The organism is Nonomuraea sp. NPDC049152, from assembly GCF_040648355.1.
Classification (GTDB): Bacteria; Actinomycetota; Actinomycetes; order Streptosporangiales; family Streptosporangiaceae; genus Nonomuraea.
Window position 1 is genome coordinate 1 of the sequence record NZ_JBEZDO010000046.1, and the last position, 18,938, is coordinate 18,938.

The 18,938-nt window shown below is 67.3% G+C and carries 15 protein-coding genes and 2 pseudogenes; 12 read left to right on the forward strand and 5 right to left on the reverse strand.

The features are described from left to right. Window positions 1-308: 308 nt before the first annotated feature. The 3 genes and pseudogenes from AB0B45_RS47025 to AB0B45_RS47035 form a co-directional block, all read left to right on the forward strand. Window positions 309-515: pseudogene (locus AB0B45_RS47025) on the forward strand (IS5/IS1182 family transposase); the annotation flags it as partial. A 1,496-nt stretch (window positions 516-2,011) separates the two neighbouring features. After that, window positions 2,012-2,278: a DUF4383 domain-containing protein gene (locus AB0B45_RS47030; RefSeq protein ID WP_358144797.1), complete on the forward strand. Its 267-nt coding sequence runs from the start codon at window positions 2,012-2,014 to the stop codon at window positions 2,276-2,278. After that, window positions 2,232-2,468, forward strand: a pseudogene (locus AB0B45_RS47035) (DUF4383 domain-containing protein); the annotation flags it as partial. The gene AB0B45_RS47030 and the pseudogene AB0B45_RS47035, both read left to right, overlap by 47 nt. Here the strand turns inward: AB0B45_RS47035 and AB0B45_RS47040 are convergent. Together AB0B45_RS47040 and AB0B45_RS47045 are read right to left on the reverse strand one after the other, a co-directional pair. Continuing rightward, entirely contained in the window at window positions 2,416-3,384 is a 969-nt protein-coding gene (locus tag AB0B45_RS47040; RefSeq protein WP_358144799.1) for a magnesium transporter CorA family protein, read from the reverse strand. The pseudogene AB0B45_RS47035 and the gene AB0B45_RS47040 overlap by 53 nt on opposite strands. Before the next feature lie 29 nt (window positions 3,385-3,413). After that, window positions 3,414-4,187: a VWA domain-containing protein gene (locus AB0B45_RS47045; protein ID WP_358144913.1), complete on the reverse strand. Its 774-nt coding sequence runs from the start codon at window positions 4,185-4,187 to the stop codon at window positions 3,414-3,416. Window positions 4,188-4,701: 514 nt separating this feature from the next. Here AB0B45_RS47045 and AB0B45_RS47050 point away from each other — a divergent pair. Beyond that, on the forward strand, window positions 4,702-5,856 hold the full coding sequence (locus tag AB0B45_RS47050) for a magnesium and cobalt transport protein CorA (RefSeq protein ID WP_358144801.1): 1,155 nt from the start codon (window positions 4,702-4,704) through the stop codon (window positions 5,854-5,856). Window positions 5,857-6,085: 229 nt separating this feature from the next. On the opposite strand, the gene AB0B45_RS47055 is transcribed toward AB0B45_RS47050, so the two are convergent. After that, on the reverse strand, window positions 6,086-6,445 hold the full coding sequence (locus AB0B45_RS47055; protein ID WP_358144803.1) for a PRC-barrel domain containing protein: 360 nt from the start codon (window positions 6,443-6,445) through the stop codon (window positions 6,086-6,088). A 479-nt stretch (window positions 6,446-6,924) separates the two neighbouring features. On the opposite strand from AB0B45_RS47055, the gene AB0B45_RS47060 reads away from it, so the two are divergent. Beyond that, complete coding sequence (locus AB0B45_RS47060; protein ID WP_358144805.1) at window positions 6,925-8,829, forward strand: amino acid transporter; 1,905 nt, start codon at window positions 6,925-6,927, stop codon at window positions 8,827-8,829. Here AB0B45_RS47060 and AB0B45_RS47065 read toward each other — a convergent pair. Beyond that, window positions 8,826-9,506 carry a hypothetical protein gene (locus AB0B45_RS47065; RefSeq protein ID WP_358144807.1) on the reverse strand — a complete coding sequence of 227 codons (681 nt, stop codon included), beginning with the start codon at window positions 9,504-9,506 and terminating at the stop codon, window positions 8,826-8,828. The two genes, AB0B45_RS47060 and AB0B45_RS47065, sit on opposite strands and share 4 nt — an antisense overlap. Window positions 9,507-9,706: 200 nt before the next feature. After that, window positions 9,707-10,033: a hypothetical protein gene (locus AB0B45_RS47070; protein WP_358144809.1), complete on the reverse strand. Its 327-nt coding sequence runs from the start codon at window positions 10,031-10,033 to the stop codon at window positions 9,707-9,709. A 160-nt stretch (window positions 10,034-10,193) separates the two neighbouring features. On the opposite strand from AB0B45_RS47070, the gene AB0B45_RS47075 reads away from it, so the two are divergent. The 7 genes from AB0B45_RS47075 to AB0B45_RS47105 all read left to right on the forward strand — a co-directional run bounded on the left by AB0B45_RS47075 (window position 10,194) and on the right by AB0B45_RS47105 (window position 18,853). Further along, window positions 10,194-10,598 carry a YbaB/EbfC family nucleoid-associated protein gene (locus AB0B45_RS47075; RefSeq protein ID WP_358144811.1) on the forward strand — a complete coding sequence of 135 codons (405 nt, stop codon included), beginning with the start codon at window positions 10,194-10,196 and terminating at the stop codon, window positions 10,596-10,598. Window positions 10,599-10,912: 314 nt separating this feature from the next. Next, window positions 10,913-11,002 carry a K(+)-transporting ATPase subunit F gene (gene kdpF / locus AB0B45_RS47080; protein ID WP_358144813.1) on the forward strand — a complete coding sequence of 30 codons (90 nt, stop codon included), beginning with the start codon at window positions 10,913-10,915 and terminating at the stop codon, window positions 11,000-11,002. Next, on the forward strand, window positions 11,003-12,649 hold the full coding sequence (kdpA, locus tag AB0B45_RS47085; RefSeq protein ID WP_358144815.1) for a potassium-transporting ATPase subunit KdpA: 1,647 nt from the start codon (window positions 11,003-11,005) through the stop codon (window positions 12,647-12,649). 1 nt (window position 12,650) lies between these two features. Further along, window positions 12,651-14,777 (forward strand): potassium-transporting ATPase subunit KdpB, encoded by a 2,127-nt coding sequence (kdpB, locus tag AB0B45_RS47090; protein WP_358144817.1) that lies wholly within the window; start codon window positions 12,651-12,653, stop codon window positions 14,775-14,777. Then, the gene (locus tag AB0B45_RS47095) at window positions 14,777-15,637 is read left to right on the forward strand and encodes a potassium-transporting ATPase subunit C (protein WP_358144819.1); all 861 of its coding nucleotides are present in this window, start codon (window positions 14,777-14,779) and stop codon (window positions 15,635-15,637) included. Before kdpB ends, AB0B45_RS47095 begins: the two co-directional genes overlap by 1 nt. A gap of 4 nt (window positions 15,638-15,641) precedes the next feature. Next, entirely contained in the window at window positions 15,642-18,188 is a 2,547-nt protein-coding gene (locus AB0B45_RS47100) for a sensor histidine kinase KdpD (protein ID WP_358144821.1), read from the forward strand. After that, the gene (locus AB0B45_RS47105) at window positions 18,185-18,853 is read left to right on the forward strand and encodes a response regulator (RefSeq protein ID WP_358144824.1); all 669 of its coding nucleotides are present in this window, start codon (window positions 18,185-18,187) and stop codon (window positions 18,851-18,853) included. Before AB0B45_RS47100 ends, AB0B45_RS47105 begins: the two co-directional genes overlap by 4 nt. Window positions 18,854-18,938 lie beyond the last annotated feature (85 nt).

Genomic DNA, 18,938 nt, shown 5'->3' on the forward strand with positions numbered 1-18,938 from the left:
CAGCACACCCGGACCCGCCTATTGGCGGTAACGCTACAAATCCCCTCGATCACACTGCGGCATCACGGGCAGAGGCTCGCGTAACGCACTCTGAGTACTCACCAGCTCACACCGCTGGTCAATCCCTTCGTAGTGCGCGAAGTTGCGCTGCGGGGACTCTCCACGACCGGGCGACTCCCGCAGCAGTTCGATTGGCCGAAACTAACCCGCCGGACCTGACCACCGTCGTGGCACCGCAGTGGCGGGCGATTGAACGAGTCACCGTCGCCGAGGTACGACGCAAGGCCGGCGACAAGCAAGCAGCCGAACAAGCGGTCACGGTGATGCGCTGGTTCCGAGGTGAGCACGACATCCCCAAACTCGGCCGCGATCACCGCGTCTCCCGGGCCACCGCCTACCGCTACATCCACGAGGGAATCGAAGTTCTCGCAGCTCAAGCACCGGATCTTCCCGAAGCTCTCGACCGCGCCCAAGCCGAAGGACTGGCGTACGTGATCCTGGACGGCACCTTGGTCCCCATGGCCAGCGAGCACCCCAAACGGCCCAGCTGACAACCGGCCTCGAACAACCCGGGACGAACGCCACTGCCCTGGCAAGAAAAGGCAAAACGCACCCTGCGCGCCCCCCATCTCCGCACCAGACACGGAACCCCTCTGAGAGCCCCGCATCAGAGATGACCAAACATGCCGAAATCGGGGCAGGTCAAACGGTCAAGAACACGTCAGGTCGCGCCGGACGCCGTTGGACCCCACACCGCGTGCTCGTTGCGTGCTCTTCGGCCATCGGCACCCACGAACACCGGCCGACATGTTCAGACATTTTAAATGCGACAAAATTCAGCAGAGTGATACAATTGAATCCGTTGAAACATGGCCCGGCATTAGGGCTGCTGACTTTTAATCCGTAGGTTCCGGGTTCGAGCCCCGGGCGCCCTACCACCCTCCACCCCGCCCGACCTGGGCTTTCTCGGTTTTCGAGGGCCTCCGGCGAGGCCGAGACACGCCATTGGATGCTCGCTGGATGCTCTTCGGCACGGGTCCGGCACATGGCCGGGCTGTACCGGCCTCGTTTTGGGCCCGTTCGCCAAGGCAAACCCGCAAGTCAACCAACAGAACACCAAGCCGGAAGCCCCCGACGGGCGCCCGGTCCGAGTTCTGCCTGCCCCTGCGTCAAGAGTCGATCAAGTCGATCGCCGTGCAGATGCCGCCGTTTCACCGTGTCGGCCATCTCAATCTGCTGCCTGCAGCACCGCGCATACTCGCTCGCTTAGCCTCCACCCAGCCAGGCGTTCCGAGCGGCGGCTGGGGTCCGCCTGTCAAGCCAGACCTCCAGGATGATCAAGAGAACCCCAAGAGGGAAGGCGTGGCGGGCGCCCCGGTTCGGGGTGCGTTTCTCGCCTGGCCAAGTGTTGATCAAGCCGCCTTCCGCGCGGGTGTCGCTGTTTCACGGTGGCTGCCGTTCTGACCTCCTCTGCGGAACGGATCTCCACGTGATCGCTCGTTTTACCCTTCTGGGAAGCACCGTCCTTGCCCTGCTCGCCGCCCCGGCGGCAGCAGCCGCGCCCGCCTCCGGTTGGAGTTATGAGACCTTGGCGGGCAGCGTCCGTGTCTCAGCCGTGACGGTTACGCCATCTACGGTGAGTACGCCACCTCGATGCTCGACATCAACAAGGTGCCCGACTCCAACGGCCCCCGCCCAGGCTGCGGAACCGACAGCACGTTCTTCAGTCGGATCGACGTCTTCAAGCTGTGCGCCACCGCCGACCACGTCCGCACGTGCGCACGTGCGCCGATCCCGTCTGGATCAAACGTCCGTAGACTCGCACGGCCAGGCGGCGAAGAGTGCAGATCCTTGCCTCTCGGTGAGGGTGGAGGTCAGTGCTTTCGCGGCCAACGTCCTCGCGTGAGTGGTTCCACGCGGGCACTCTGTCTGGCCCAATACGGGAGACAGTTGCTCGCGCTCGGTGGGTCCCCACGCCGCTTTTGGCCGGTCCCGCGCTCATCAGGGCGTCGTGTTCTTGCTCGTCGGCGAGCTGGGCTTCATGCCAGAGGGCACCGCGAACCACGGCGAGATGCCGATCGCTGGCCACAACTCCGGCGGGCCACTGTTCGGCGTCTTCCAGTTCTCGCTCCTGGACAAAAGATTATGTACCTGCTGTTCGGGATCGTCGGCCCTCGTGATGGCCCACAGCCGGAGCGGCTCACGCAACTACCTCATCGGCGGCGGCGTCATCTGCCCTGCTGCTGGGACTCTACGGATTCCTCATCGAGCGCGGTAGCGCCGTCAACGTCGTTCCCGTCAACGCAGCCGACAAGTTGCTGCACCTCATTCTGGGCATCGGAATGATCGCATTCGTCCACTCGGTAGCCGTTCGAGGCTGTCGCGAGATGTATGTCCCGGCTTGTCGGCCGTATGTCACAGCCAGTCGCGTTTGCGGAAGGCGACGTAGAGACCGACCGACGCCGTGACGATGACGATCGCGGAGGTCCAGAACCCGATCGGCTGCTCCGAACCCGGATAGGGGACGTTCTGGCCGTAGAAGCCGGTGATCATCGTGGGGACGGCGATGATCGCCGCCCAGCTCGTCAGCTTCTTCATGATGGCGTTGAGCCGGTAGCCCTGCTGGCTCAGATGGGTCTCGCGGATGTTGCTGACCAGGTCGCGCAGGGAGTCGGTCCACTCGGCGACCCGCAGTACATGGTCGTAGACGTCCTGGTAGTAGGGCGCCATGGCGGCCTCGACCACGTGCAGGTCACGCCGCATCAGGCTGTTGATCACCTCGCGCATGGGCAGCACACCGCGGCGGAACTGGACCAGACTCTTGCGCAGGGCGAAGGTATGGCGCTGCAGCTCGCGGCTGGGTTGCTCGTCGAACAGCTCACCCTCGAGGGCTTCGATCTGGTCGTCGAGCGCCTGAATGATCTCGAAGTGCCCGTCGACGACGACGTCGAGCAGCCCGTGGAGCAGGAAACTGACGCCGTGCTTGGCCAGGTCCCGGCTGGCGTCCCAGCGGCGGATCACCTCCTGGATATCGAACCTGTCGTTCTCGCGCACCGTGACCAGGGCGTTGCGGGTGATGAAGACGTTGATCTCGGTGGAGGTCAGCTGCCCCGTGCCGGAGTCGAACTGCTCGCCGTAAACGGTCAAGAACAGGTGACTGTCGTAGACGTCCAGCTTGGGGCGCTGCCGGTCGTGCAGCACGTCCTCGATCGCGAGCTTGTGCAGCCCGAGTTCCTCGCTGATCACAGCCAGATCCGCAGGGCTGGGCGCGCAGAGATCGAACCAGATGGCGCAGGCGGGGTCGGACACGTGGTCGGACACATCGGCCACCGGAAAGCCCTCGGCCTCCAGCACGCCATGGCGGTAAAGCCGGGTATGAGACATGCCCGGCAGACTAGAGGGCGCCGCTGCGGTCAACCAACAGGGCGAGCTCGCCTCACATTGGTCGCGCTCAGCATCGATACGGCGGCCAGGGCGAAGGCTGGCACGAGCGCCCAGCGCAGGAAGCGGTAGCCCACCTCTCGGGTGACGGTCATGGCACCCAAGGAGGTGCCGATGCTCTTGTACACCTCATCCAGCGAGGTGCCCGTCTCGGCGCCGTAGGCTCGCCCCGCGGTGACTTCGGCGAGCGTCCGCAACGTCTGCTCATTGGGCGGGACGGGAATCCGGCGGCCGTCGACCTCGATCGTGCCCTCGGGCGTGCCGAACGCGATGGTGGAAACCGGCACCTTGCTCCTGGCCGCGGCGCGCGCCGCCTCGAACACCGGCCGGCCCGCTGTGTTGTCGCCGTCGGACAGCAGCACGATGGCCGCGGGCGGCGGATCGCTGGCGGCCTGCTGATCGAAGGACCGGATCGCATCCAGGCCGGCGAAGACCGCTTCGCCGATGGCGGTGCCGGGCGCCGCCTTCAACGCGTCAATCCCGCGCAGGACAGCAGCGTGGTCCACGGTGGGCGACACCACGACGGCCGAGGATCTGGCGAAGGACACCAACGCGATGTTGAACCGCACGGGCAGGCCGGTGATGAACGTTTTGGCCGATGCTTTGGCGGCTTCCAACCTGGACGGCGAGACGTCTGTGGCGATCATCGACAGCGACACGTCGATGGCCACGATGACGGTGGCCCGCTCGCGGGGGACTTGGACGGACATGGCCGGGCGGGCGGCTGCCACGATGAGCAGGCCCATCGTCACCGCGAACAGGACCGCGGCGATGTGCCTCGACCAGCCAGGGCGACTGGGTGCGATCAAGTCGAGCAGCCTGGGGTTGGTGAAGCGGGCTACATAGCCCGGCCGCCTGAGCTGGGCGACGAGTAGCCGGTGGCGACTGTGGCCAGGAGCGCGAACACCCACAGCCAACCAGCAGCCTGGAAGCTCATGTGTCCTCCCCCTGGACTCATTTGCTCGGGGGCTGGACTTGAGTCTAGTTCGCCACGTCACCCCAACGACTGCGGACCAAGGGCGAGCCGGGTCGACCGCCGTCTGCGCGCCCCCGCAGCGATTGCGTGCGCTATCTTGGTCACGTTCTTCCGGGTTTCGCCGGGACCGAGGGCAAGGAGGTGAGGCTGCTATGAGCAGTCAACCTCCCAGTCGCCCCCGCTGAGGTCCCGTCCCTGATCCCTTCTCCCCCTCGCACCGTTGGCAGCGCAAAGGTCCTGCCCGCGTGCCTGGTGGTGGTGAGCCTGCCCCGAAGGTTCCACTCATGTCTGATTGGCGTTCCCGTGTCCTGCGCCCGGCCAAGCGGGCCAACATCGCCACCGTCGACCGCGGGCGAGAGCCCTCGCCTGAAGAGTCGATGGACCCGCGCGGCCCGCACGCCGCTACCCCGCCGGAGGGGCGGGTGGTCGACGCGGCCTACCGGAAGGGGCGGCGGACGAGCAGCCCGTCCACCCCCGCTGACACCCTCTCGTGCCTGCGAGAGCAACCGGGCGCGATGGCCTGGATCGGGTTGTACCAGCCAGATGAGGCGCAGCTGGCCGCGCTCGGCCAGGAGTTCGGCCTGCACGAGCTGGCGGTGGAGGACGCCGTGGTCGCCCACCAGCGGCCCAAGCTGGAACGCTACGGCGACACGCTGTTCGTCGTGCTACGGGCGGCCCGCTACGACGACGCCGCCGAGGAAGTCGAGTTCGGCGAGATCCACCTGTTCATCGGCCCTGACTTCGTGCTGACCGTCCGGCACGGCCACGCACCACCGCTCCACCTGGTGCGCGAGCGCATGGAAGCCGACCCCGCCTTGTTGGCCCGTGGCCCCGAGGCGGTGCTGTACGCCGTGCTGGACCACGTCGTCGACGGCTACGCCCCGGTGATCGCCGGACTGCAGAACGACATCGACGAGATCGAAACCCAGGTGTTCGACGGCGACCCCGGCGCCTCTCGGCGCATCTACGAGCTGTCGCGCGAGGTGATCGAGTTTCAGCGGGCCACCCGCCCGCTGCTGGCCATCCTGGACGGCCTGACCGCGGGCTTCGACAAGTACGGCACCGAAGAAGAGCTCCAGCGCTACCTACGCGACGTGGCCGACCACGCGACCACCGTGGCCGAACGCGTCGACGGCTTCCGCCAGATGCTCGCCGACATCCTCACCGTCAACGCCACCCTCGTCTCCCAAGCCCAAAACGAGGAAATCAAGCACATGACCGAGGCCAGCTACGCCCAGAACGAGGAGATCAAGAAGATCTCCTCCTGGGCGGCCAGCCTATTCGCGCCGACCTTGATCGGCACGGTCTACGGCATGAACTTCGAACCGCCCGGCATGCCCGAACTCCGGTGGAGTTTCGGCTATCCGTTCGCGCTCGGTCTGATGGTCTTGACGTGTCTCAGCCTGTATCTGATCTTCAAGCGTCGCGACTGGCTGTGATGAGAACCGGGCACGACCGACAGCTCGTTAAGGTTGTCGGGACCATTGTCGCCGAGCACCACGACCGCTGCTCCTGGTGGCCACCGACGCCGCGGAACGTGCTGCGCGGGCGAAGCCACATGACGGCCTGCCCCCCGGTGAGCCGCTGCTGGCGCAGTCCTTGACCGACCGGACATGAGGCGGACTCTCTCATTGCCTTGGCATCGTGAAGAGAGCCCGGATGCGGTTGTTACCTGCCGTAGGACTGATAAGGGTAGCGGACGTAGTAGTCGCCGATCTGCTGGCGGTAGGCGGGGTCCTTGTAGGTGTCCTCATCGAGCTCGGGAGCGCTCTTGATCTCCTCCATAGTGCGGGCGAGAGAGATCTTGCGCTCCTGCGGATCGATCCGGGTGACCGTGCTGGCCGGCAGCACGGCTTGCTTGCCGAAGATCCAAAAGCCGGTGTCGACAACCAGATAGCTGTCGCCGACCGCGTTGCTCTCCTCATCCACCGAACCGATCTTGCCGTCAGTGGCCTCGACGTCGAAGCCGATCAGGCTGACACCGGTGCCGGCGCCGACGCTCTCGTGGTAACTCCACGGCTCGTTCATGTAGGCATCCCCCTCATCGTCGCTGTCGTGGCTCCGGATACCCGAGACGTCAACCGTAATCGAGCACAGTCGCAGCACCCCACGCCTGTCCAGGCCTCGCCAACATGCTCGCTGCACCGCCAGCTCCCATCTTGATCGGTTGCCCACCGCCAGCCCTCCTTGCGCACCTCTAAGCAAGATCCTTCTTGAAGATGGAGGAAGCCCAACGTGGGGCAGACCACCCCAAGCCAGGGCAGCAGCGACCGCTTCTGGCGGTCATGTGGCATGACGTTTTCTTGATGCGCGGCTGCCCGCACGGCCAGCTGCCCGATCAAGTCCCAGGTCGAAAGCCCCACAACTGTCACTCTCTGTAATTGAACAACTTCGACCATTGACGCATTCTTGACACCTCAACGCGGCGAACAGGCACAAAGCAGTCAGTAGTCTGCGTTCGTCTAGGTGAGAGAACACGATGCCGGGGGTGCCAGAAATTGGTCAGGATGAGGCCACCCGCCTCTACACCGGGATCTCCGCTACGGACTTGGCTGCTTGAGGGTCTGCAGACCGATCGCAAGCAGATCGAGCACGGCCCGCACGCCAAGCACCCCTGGTGGCGGGTGATGTGCCTGACCGGCGTGGACTACTTCTCCACTCTCGGCTACCAGCCCGGCATCGCCGCGCTCGCCGCGGGAGCGCTCTCGCCCCTGGCCACGCTGTTCCTGGTCGCTCTCACCCTGCTGGGCGCGCTGCCGGTCTACCGCCGGGTGGCCGAGGAGAGCCCGTACGGCCAAGGCTCGATCGCCATGCTGGAGAAGCTCGCCCCACAATGGTGGGGCAAGCTGTTCGTGCTGGCCCTGCTCGGCTTCGCGGCCACCGACTTCGTCATCACCATGACGCTGTCGGCCGCCGACGCCACCGCGCACATCCTGGAGAACCCGTTCGCGCCGCACTGGCTGGAGGGCCAACGGGTGCCGGTCACCCTGCTCCTGCTGGCCCTTCTCGGCGGCGTATTCCTGATGGGGTTCACCGAGGCGATCGGCATCGCCGTGCTGCTGGTCTTCGTCTATCTGGGGCTCAATGCCGTCGTCGTGGTGAGCGCTCTGCAGCACGTGCTCGCGAACCCGGACGTGGTGGTGACCTGGACCAACCTGCTGAGTGTGAACTACAGCAGCCCAATGGCCATGATCGGCCTGTCGCTGCTGGTGATGCCGAAGCTGGCGCTGGGCATGTCGGGGTTCGAGACCGGCGTCGCGGTGATGCCGGTGGTCAAGGGCGACATCCAGGAGCGGATCAAGGGCACCAAGCGGCTGCTCACCACGGCCGCGCTGATCATGAGCGTGTTCCTTATTCTGTCCAGCTTCGTCACCACCGTGCTCATCCCGCCCGCCGAGTTCCAGCCGGGCGGCAAGGCCAACGGCCGCGCCCTGGCCTACCTGGCGCACGATTTCCTCGGCGACTTGTTCGGCACCGCCTACGACATCAGCACCATCGCCATCCTCTGGTTCGCCGGCGCCTCGGCCATGGCGGGGCTGATCACCCTGGTGCCCCGCTACCTGCCCCGCTACGGTATGGCGCCTGAGTGGACCGGCGCCGTCCGCCCTCTGGTGCTCATCTTCTCCGTGATCGCGTTCGCCATCACCCTCATCTTCGACGCCGACGTGGACGCCCAGAGCGGCGCCTACGCCACCGGCGTGCTGGTCCTCATGCTCTCGGCCGCGGTCGCCGTGACCCTGTCCGCCCACCGCAAAGGCCAGCGCGGCGCCCGGCTTGGCTTCGGGCTGATCACGGCCGTGCTCGCCTACACCCTCATCGACAATGTGATCGAGCGGCCCGACGGCGTCAAGATCGCCTCTTTCTTCATCGCCGCGATCATCACCACCTCGCTCATCTCCCGCGCCACCCGCTCCACCGAGCTACGCGTCACCGACGTCCACCTGGACCCGCTGGCCGAGCAGTTCGTCAACCAGGCTTGCGGCGACATCCACGTGATCGCCAACGAACCTCACGAACGCGACCAGGCCGAATACAACGACAAGCTGCGCGAGACCTGGCTCAACCACCGGCTGCGCAGCTCGGAACCGGTCCTGTTCGTCGAGGTCACGGTGCCCGACGCCTCGGAGTTCGAGACCGAGCTGCACGTCCAGGGCGAGGAGCGCTACGGTCACCAGATCCTGCGCATCGAGAGCTCGGCGGTGCCCAATACGCTGGCCGCGCTGCTGCTCCACCTGCGTGACCGCACCGGCGGCGTGCCTCACATCTACTTCCACTGGGCCGAGGGCAACCCGGTCGTGGCCATGCTCCGCTACCTGGTCTTCGGCGGCGGCGACGTGCCGCCGCTCACCCGCGAGGTGCTCCGCAAGGCGGAACCCGACCTCGAACGCCGCCCCCACGTCCACGTCGGCTAGGGCAGATTCCAGTCGAAGTCCTCGCTACCGGGCGGGAGTTGCTGGGGCATGCCCGGCCGGCGTTCCGGCGGCGGCTGGAAGGGCGGCAGGCCGGCTTTGTTGATCTTCGCGGAGCCGAAATTGATCGCACCTGGCCCGCTGGGCAGAACAGTCCTGAGGTTCAGCAGGGCGCTGCGCAGCTGGGCCAGGTTTGTCGCGGCATTGGCGACGAAGGCGCCGAGCTGCCCCAGCAGCGCGATCACGGCGAGGTTCGCCGTCCTGACGGCCATGGCCTCGCCGAAGGCGGCAGCCGCCGCGGTGGCGGGGAACATCCGCGCGACCTTCAGCCCGACGAGCGCAGTGATGAGCGAAACGCCCGTCAGCCGCAGCGCCATGTCGAAGTCCGCGTAGGCGCCGGCGAGGTGCCCGAGGTTCTCCCCCATGTACTCCATCGCGGTCTTGAGCGAGCCCACCTGGCTGTTGAAGGCGTTGAGCGCGGCCTCGAAGGCGTCCTGGTCGCCGGCGTCCCACCCGGTCATCGCCCTGCGGACGGTCTCCACGCCGGGCATCATCTGCCCCTCCACGCCGAGCGTGCCGCCGAGGGCGTTGATCCAGCTCGTCTTGGCCTGCCGGATCGCCTCCTCGTTGCCCTGCGCCCCTTCCACCAGGAGGTAAGTGGCCACGGCCAGCAGGCTCATGCCGGATGCGATCCTCCAGACCCGCACGGCCGCCGACGGCGTCTTGACGAACGACGACGGCGGCGGCCCGAACTGCCCCAGGGACGCACGGAACGGAGACAAGGGATGCCCGGGAGTAACGGGCGGCCCGAACCCACCGGGCGCCGGTGGGAAAGGAGACAGGGGATGGCCCGGAGGCGCGGGCGGGCCGAAGCCGGGAGTCACCGGACCGTCCCGATGGCCAGGACTTCCGCGGTGATCAGGTCCTCGGCCGTCCGCCAGTTCCGGCGCGCGTACACCAGGTCGCGTTCCCACTCTGTGGTGACCTCGATGGCGTCCCCGATCAGCTTCTCCACCGTGTCCTGGACGTCCCGGTAGGCCCGCCCGAGAATGAGGTCGCCGACCATGCCGAACGTGCCGGGCGGCAGGTCGGTCTGCGGCCTGATGTTGGCGTGGTAGCTCCTGAAGGGCGTGGTCAGATAGAGGTCGACCGCGTCCGCGATCTTCCCGATCGCGGTGGAGCTGATGTGGATACCGCCGTACGCCATGGCCCCTCCTTGGACGTTGATCAACAACTCCATCCTGCTACAGCCGCAGGCCCAGCTCGGCCGAAAATGCGCATGTTCCACATCAAGAGGGGACGAAATGCCGTATCCAGGGCGTCAATGGGCCCGATCCCCTCACAAACCGGCTGCTAGATCTAAGGACATGACGGCATTCGATCCCGACCGCCTCGACCGGATGGTCAGCGAGAGCGAGCATGCCCTTCGGCGGCTGCGCGAGGCCACCACCGAGCTCGACGCGATCACCGGCACGGGAGAGACCCCCGACGCACTCGTCACAGCCACTGTCAGTCATACCGGACGACTGCTCGACGTCATCTTGAATCCCAGAGCGATGCGTCAGGACACCCGGACGCTCGGTGAGTCCATCACGCATGCCGTACAGGCGGCGCAGGACGACGCGGCCCGCCGGGGCCAGGAACTCCTGACGTCGGTGCTCGGCGACGCCGCTCCCGCCCCTTTCGACCTGGACACCCTACGCGAACAGCTCGACACCGCCCAGGAAGCCTTCAACCGCTCCCTCGACCTGCGCACGTTCGGACCAGCCTGATCAGTCGCCGGTGTAACGGAGATCCTGGCGGTCCAGCTCCCGCTGCAGGCGCCTGCGTGTGCTCTCCCCGATCTCTCCCGCGGCGTGCATCCGCGCAAGCTCGGCAGTCTGCGGTGTAGGGATGGCGTCAATTCTCGGGTCGGCGGCGTAGGAAACCCGTCAAGACCGACAAAACCGGTCATATCCGGGTCTTTGCTTGGTCTGTAGCAATCTTCCGGAATTAGAGGAGTGGGGATGGCTGACGTCATCTTCGTCGCCCTGACGATCGCGATCTTCGTGGTCTTCGGGTTCGTCGTGAAGGCGGTGGAGCGCCTGTGAGCGCCATTAACGCCGTCGGTCTGATCCTGTCCACCGGTCTGGTGATCTTCATGGTCGCCGCCCTGCTCTTCCCGGAGCGCTTCTAAATGGGCTGGATCTTCATTGTCTCCCTGATCGTCGCGCTGGCCCTGGTGCACAAGCCGTTCGGCGACTACATGTACCGGGTCTACAGCGGCGCCAAGCACAACGTCGTCGAGCGCGGCATCTACAAACTGCTCGGCGTGCGTCCCGAAGCTGAGCAGCGCTGGGGCGTCTACGCCCGCAGCCTGCTGGCCTTCTCGGTCATCTCGATCCTGGTCGTGTACGGCATGCAGCGCCTGCAGGACAAGCTCTGGCTGAGCCTGGGCATGGAGCCGGTCACCGACCACATCGCGTGGAACACGGCCGTCAGCTTCGTCACGAACACCAACTGGCAGGCCTACTCGGGTGAGTCCACCATGGGCTACCTGGTGCAGATGTCGGCCCTCGCCGTACAGAACTTCGTATCCGCCGCGGTCGGCATGGCCGTCGCGGTCGCGCTCGTGCGCGGCTTCGCCCGCAAGGGCTCCGACACGATCGGCAACTTCTGGGTCGACCTGGTGCGCGGCACGCTGCGCATCCTGCTGCCGATCGCCTTCGTCGGCGCCCTGGTCCTGGTGGCCGGCGGCCTGATCCAGAACTTCGCGAGCCTGCACGAGGTCACGACGCTCACCGGCGGCACCCAGTCGATCACCGGCGGCCCGGTGGCCAGCCAGGAGGTCATCAAGGAACTGGGCACCAACGGCGGCGGCTTCTACAACGCCAACTCGGCGCACCCCTTCGAGAACGCCACCAACTGGACCAACTGGCTGGAGATCTTCCTGATCCTGGTCATCCCATTCGCGCTCCCCCGCACCTTCGGCAAGCTGGTCGGCCAGGTCCGCCAGGGCTACGCGATCCTCACCGTGATGGCCACGATCGCGCTGACCAGCATCGTGCTGACCAACGTCTTCGAGCTGGCCGGCAACGCGACCGTGCCGCAGGCCGTGGGCGCCGCGGTGGAGGGCAAGGAGGTCAGGTTCGGCATCACGAACTCGGCCACGTTCGCCGCCGCCACAACTCTCACGAGCACCGGCGCGGTGAACTCCTTCCACGACTCCTACACGCCGTTCGGCGGCATGATGACCATGTTCAACATGTTGCTGGGCGAGGTGGCTCCCGGCGGTGTCGGCGCGGGCCTGTACGGCATGCTCGTCCTGGCCGTGATCACCGTGTTCGTGGCGGGGCTGATGGTCGGCCGTACGCCGGAGTACCTGGGCAAGAAGATCGGCGCCCGCGAGATCAAGCTGGCCTCTCTGTACTTCCTGGTCACCCCGATTCTCGTGCTGGTCGGCACGGCGTTCGCGATGGGCTCGGCAGAGCAGCGGGCGAGCATGCTGAACAGCGGCCCGCACGGCTTCTCCGAGGTGCTCTACGCCTTCACCAGCGCCTCGAACAACAATGGCTCGGCTTTCGCCGGCATCACCGTCAACACCCCCTGGTACGACGTGGCGCTCGGCCTGTGCATGGTGCTCGGCCGGTTCCTGCCGATCATCTTCGTGCTGGCCCTGGCCGGCTCGCTGGCCCAGCAAACACCCGTACCGGAAAGCGCGGGAACGCTGCCGACCCACCGCCCGCTGTTCGTCGGCATGGTGGTCGGCGTCACGATCATCTTGGTGGCCCTGACCTTCCTCCCGGCGCTCGCGCTCGGCCCCATCGCAGAAGGACTGTTCTGATATGTCAACCCCAGTGCTGCAAGCGCCGGTCAAGGCTCCTGCGCCACAGAACAACGGCAGGGTCGGCGGCGGCCTGCTAGACCCGAAGCAGATGCTCAGGTCGCTGCCGGACGCGGTCAAGAAGCTGAACCCGGCCACACTGTGGCGTAACCCGGTCATGCTGATCGTCGAGATCGGCGCGGCCTTCACCACTGTCCTGGCGGTCGCCGATCCGTCGTTCTTCGCGTGGGCCATCGTCGCGTGGCTCTGGCTGACGGTGATCTTCGCGAACCTGGCCGAGGCGGTCGCGGAGGGGCGCGGCAAGGCTCAGGCGGCGACGCTGCGCGCCGCCAAACGTGACACCACGGCCCGTCGCCTCAGGAGGCGCGACGATCACTCTCAGTGGGATGTTGTAGGGGCGCCCGAGTTGAAGCAGGGCGACTTCGTGATCGTCGAGGCGGGAGAGATCATCCCGGGTGACGGCGACGTGATCGAGGGCATCGCCTCGGTGGACGAGTCGGCGATCACCGGCGAGTCCGCGCCGGTGATCCGCGAGTCCGGCGGTGACCGTTCCGCGGTGACCGGCGGCACCAAGGTGCTGTCCGACGAGATCATCGTGCAGATCACGCAGAAGCCGGGCGAGAGCTTCATCGATCGGATGATCGCGCTGGTCGAGGGCGCGGACCGGCAGAAGACGCCGAACGAGATCGCGCTGAACATCCTCCTGGCCGCGCTGACGATCATCTTCCTGGTCGCCACCGTGACGATGCAGCCGCTGGCGATCTACTCCAAGTCCGTCAATCCTGGCGTTCCCGACTCGCTGGCGCTGACCGGTGACGGTGTGACGGGTGTGGTGCTGGTCTCGCTGCTGGTGTGCCTGATCCCGACCACGATCGGGGCGCTGCTGTCGGCGATCGGCATCGCGGGCATGGACCGGCTGGTGCAGCGCAACGTGCTGGCCATGTCGGGGCGCGCGGTCGAGGCCGCGGGCGACGTGAGCACGCTGCTGCTGGACAAGACCGGCACCATCACGCTGGGCAACCGGCAGGCCTCGGAGTTCGTGCCGGTCGCGGGCGTCACCCACGAACAGGTCGCGGAGGCCGCCCAGCTGTCCAGCCTGGCCGACGAGACGCCCGAGGGCCGCTCGATCGTGGTCTACGCCAAGACGGCGTACGGCCTGCGGGAGCGGCACCCGGGCGAGCTGGCCCACGCCGACTGGGTGCCGTTCACCGCGCAGACCCGCATGTCGGGCGTCAACCTGGACGGCCGCGAGGTGCGCAAGGGCGCCGCGACCGCCGTCATGAAGTGGGTCCGCGACCAGGGCGGCCACCCGACCGACGAGGTCGGCCACATCGTCGACGCCATCTCCGGTTCGGGCGGCACCCCGCTGGTCGTGGCCGAGAAGGGCCGCGTGCTCGGCGTCATCCACCTCAAGGACGTCGTCAAGCAGGGCATGCGTGAGCGGTTCGACGAGATGCGCCGCATGGGCATCCGCACCGTCATGATCACCGGCGACAACCCGCTGACCGCCAGGGCGATCGCCGACGAGGCAGGGGTGGACGACTTCCTCGCCGAGGCCACGCCGGAGGACAAGCTCGCCCTGATCAAGAAGGAGCAGGAGGGCGGCCGCCTGGTCGCCATGACCGGTGACGGCACCAACGACGCGCCCGCGCTCGCGCAGTCGGACGTCGGCGTGGCCATGAACACCGGCACCAGCGCCGCCAAAGAGGCGGGCAACATGGTGGACCTCGACTCCAACCCGACCAAGCTCATCGAGATCGTGGAGATCGGCAAGCAGCTGCTCATCACCAGAGGCGCGCTGACCACGTTCTCGATCGCCAACGACATCGCCAAGTACTTCGCGATCATCCCGGCGATGTTCGCGGCGGTCTATCCGGGCCTGGACGCGCTGAACATCATGCGCCTGGCCAGCCCCCAGTCGGCGATCCTGTCGGCGGTCATCTTCAACGCGATCATCATCGTCGCGCTGATCCCGCTCGCCCTGCGAGGGGTGCGCTACCGGCCGTCGAGCGCGTCGAAGCTGCTCAGCCGCAACCTGTACGTCTACGGCCTGGGCGGCATCGTCGCACCGTTCGTCGGCATCAAGCTCATCGACCTGCTCATCCAGTTCCTTCCGGGGATGTCGTAATGGAACGTCTGCCCAGCTGGCTCCGCCAGCACCTCGCCGCGATCAGGGCGGTCGTCGTCCTGACCTTGATCACCGGCGCGCTCTATCCGCTCGCGGTGACCGGCGTCGCTCAGGCCCTGTTCAACGACAAGGCCAACGGCTCGATCGTGCAGAAGGACGGCAAGGACGTCGGCAGTGCGATCATCGGCCAGCTCTTCACCGACAACGACGGCAACCCGGTCAAGACGTACTTCCAGAGCCGCCCATCCGCGGCCGGCGACGGCTACGACCCGACGTCCACCTCGGCGAGCAACCTCGGCCCCGAGGACATTGTGGACGTCCTGCCGGTGCCCGGCCAGAAGGACGAGGAGGGCAACCCCGACGAGGGCAAGCAGTCGCTACTCACCCAGGTCTGCGCCCGCTCGAAGGCGGTCGGTGAACTGGAGGGCGTCAGCGGCGCCCGGCCGTACTGCACGCCGGACGGCGTCGGCGCGGTGCTGAAGGTCTTCCCCGACCGTGCGGTGAGCGTCAACCAAGCCTGCCCGGCCAAGCCGTTCATCGCGGCCTACCAGGGCCTGCCCGTGGAGTGCGCGAAGCCAGGCGAGGATTACGCCGCGGGTAGGACCGTCCCGGTTCGCGGGAACGTGACCAAGGTGGAGGTGCCCGCGGACGCGGTCACCGCCAGCGGCTCCGGCCTCGATCCGCACATCTCGGTCGCCTACGCCGAGCTCCAAGCGCCCCGTGTGGCCAACGAGCGCGGCTTGGACCTGGCCAAGGTGCAGGACCTGATCAGGCAGCACACCACCGGCCGGTCGCTCGGCTTCATGGGCGAGCCCGCGGTCAACGTGCTCAAGCTCAACCTTTCCCTCGACAAGGAGTAGCACGATGCCACGCGGCCGGCTGAGGGTCTACCTGGGCGCGGCGCCAGGGGTCGGCAAGACCTACGCCATGCTGTGCGAGGGCCGCCGGGGACAAGAGCGTGGCAGGGACGTGGTCGTGGGTTTCGTCGAGACCCACGGCCGCGCCCGCACCGCCGAGCTCCTCGACGGAATGGAGATCATCCCCCGTCAGACGCTGGTCTACCGGGGCGCCACGTTCACCGAACTCGACGTCGACGCCGTCATCGAGCGCGCGCCGAAGATCGCGCTGATCGACGAGCTGGCCCACACCAACGTGCCGGGCTCGCGCAACGTCAAGCGGTGGGAGGACATCGAGGAGATCCTCGACGCCGGTATCGACGTCATCTCCACGGTCAACATCCAGCACCTGGAGTCGCTCAACGACGTGGTGCAGCAGATCACCGGCATCCCGCAGCGTGAGACCGTACCGGACGAGGTGGTGCGCCGCGCCGACCAGATCGAGCTGGTCGACATGTCGCCCGAGGCGCTGCGGAGGCGGATGGCTCACGGCAACGTCTATGCCCCGGAGAAGGTCGACGCCGCGCTGTCGAACTACTTCCGGGTCGGCAACCTGACGGCGCTGCGCGAGCTGGCGCTGCTGTGGGTGGCAGGCAAGGTCGACGAGCAGCTCGACCGCTACCGCGCCGATCACGGCATCGAGGGCACGTGGGAGGCGCGCGAGCGCGTCGTGGTCGCCCTCACCGGCGGCCCCGAAGGCGACACGCTCGTACGGCGGGCCGCCCGCATCGCCGCCCGCACCAAGGGCGCGGACCTGCTGGCCGTCCACGTGACCAGCAGCGACGGCCTGACCGGCGGCGACCCGGCCAACCTGGCCCGCCAGCGCGACCTGGTGGAGAGCATGGGCGGCACCTACCACCAGGTGATCGGCGACGACATCCCGCGCGCGCTGCTCGACTTCGCCCGCGGCGTCAACGCCACCCAGCTCGTGCTTGGCGCCTCCCGGCGCGGCCGGTTCGCGCAGATCTTCTCCCGTGGCGTCGGCGTGGAGACCACCGCGCACTCCGGCTCCATCGACGTGCACATGATCACGCATGAGGAGGCCAAGAAGGGCCGCACGCGCACGCAGCGCTCGCGGGCCGCGCTCACCAGGAAGCGACGGCTGATCGGCTGGGCCGTCGCGCTGCTCGGCATGCCCTTGCTGACCGCAGCGCTGTCTCCCTTCCGTGACGTCATCTCGCTGCCCAGTGAGATCCTCTTCTTCCTCTGCCTGGTCATCGGGGTGGCGCTCATCGGCGGGACGTGGCCGGCGATCACCGCGGCGGTGGGCGGGTCGCTGCTGCTCAACTGGTTCTTCACGCCGCCGATCGGGGAGTTCACCATCGCCGATCCGGAGAACCTGTTCGCGCTCGTCGTCTTCATGCTGGTCGCCGTCGCGGTGAGCTGGATCGTCGACCTGGCCGCCCGCCGTACCAGGGAGGCCGCGCACGCCGGCGCGGACGCCGAGGTGCTCGCCACGCTGGCCGGGCACGTGCTGCGCGGCGACGCCGCGCTCCCGTCGCTGCTGGGCAGGATGCGGGAGACGTTCGGGCTGACCTCGGTCACACTGCTGGAGCGGCGGCCCGACACGGGTGGCATGCCGGACGACCAGACGGATCCGGACGCCTGGCGGATCGTCGCCGCCACCGGGGACGCGCCCTGCACGTCCCCATCCGCCGCCGACACCGACGTGGTCATCGACGAGAACCTGGTGCTGGCCGCGCGGGGCCGGCTGCTGGAGGCGGCCGACCGGCGGGTGCTGGAGGCGTTCGCCGCCGAGATCGCGGTCGCGCTGCGCCAGGAACGCCTGCAGGAGGAGGCCGAGCAGGCCAAGCCGCTGGCCGAGGCGGACAAGATGCGCACCGCGTTGCTGGCCGCCGTCAGCCACGACTTGCGCACCCCGCTCGCCTCCGCGAAGGCGGCGGTGGACTCGCTGCGCAGCACGGAGATCGACTGGTCGCCGGAGGACCGCGACGAATTGCTGGCCACCGCCGACGAGTCGCTGGTCCGGTTGGACCGGCTGGTGGCGAACCTGCTGGACATGAGCCGCCTGCAGGCCGGCGTGCTCGGCGTGGCGCTGCAACCGGTGGCTCTCGAAGAGGTGGTGCCGCGCGCCATCGACGACCTCGGACCGCTGCGCGAGCGCGTCGACGGCGACATCTCCATCGAGCTGCCCGAGATCGTGGCCGACCCAGCCCTGCTCGAACGGGTGCTAGCCAACCTCATGACCAACGCCGTCCGCTACAGCCCGCAGGGCCAGCGCGTGCTGATCACCGCCAGCTGGCACGGCGACCATGTGGAGATCCGCGTGATCGACCGCGGGCCAGGCATCCCGCCCGAGGCACACGAGCGGGTCTTCATGCCGTTCCAGCGGCTGGGCGACAGAGACAACCACTCGGGTGTCGGCCTTGGCCTCGCGCTCTCGCGTGGGCTTGCGGAGGCGATGGGCGGCACCCTCGTACCCGATGAGACGCCAGGGGGAGGTCTCACCATGATCCTGACCATGCCCATATCCTCGAGAGCGGTGACGGTGTGACGCGCATCCTCATCGTCGACGACGAGCCGCAGATCCTGCGGGCGCTGCGCATCAACCTGATCGCCCGGCATTACGAAGTCGAGGTGGCAGGGGACGGCGGCGCCGCGCTGCGTCAGGCCGCCGACGTCTCGCCCGACCTGGTCATCCTCGACCTCGGCCTCCCCGACATCGACGGCGTCGACGTCATCCACGGCCTGCGCGGCTGGACCCAGATCCCGATCATCGTGCTGTCCGGCCGGACGGGCAACCAGGACAAGATCGACGCATTGGACGCGGGCGCCGACGACTACGTGACCAAGCCGTTCAGCATCGACGAACTGCTCGCCCGCGTGCGGGCGGTCACCCGGCGTACCGGGCTGCAGGAGGCCGAGCTCGCGAAGATCCAGATTGGCGAGCACGTGGTCGACCTGACCAGCAAGACCATCTCCGGCAACATACGGCTCACGCCCACCGAGTGGTACATCCTCGAACTGCTGCTGCGCAACCCCGGCAAGCTGGTCAGCCAGCGGCAACTGCTGGCCGAGGTTTGGGGCCCGAAACACGTCAAGGAGACCCACTACCTGCGCCAGTACATGACCCAGCTCCGCCGCAAGCTCGAGCCCGACCCAGCACACCCGGTCCACCTCATCACCGAACCGGGTATGGGCTACCGCTTCACCCCCTGAGACCGCTGCGCTGACCTACCGGCCGCCGTAGGGAACGCGTAGTTATATCCCGGTTTGACGTTAGGAGTCCGTATGAACAGCGCTA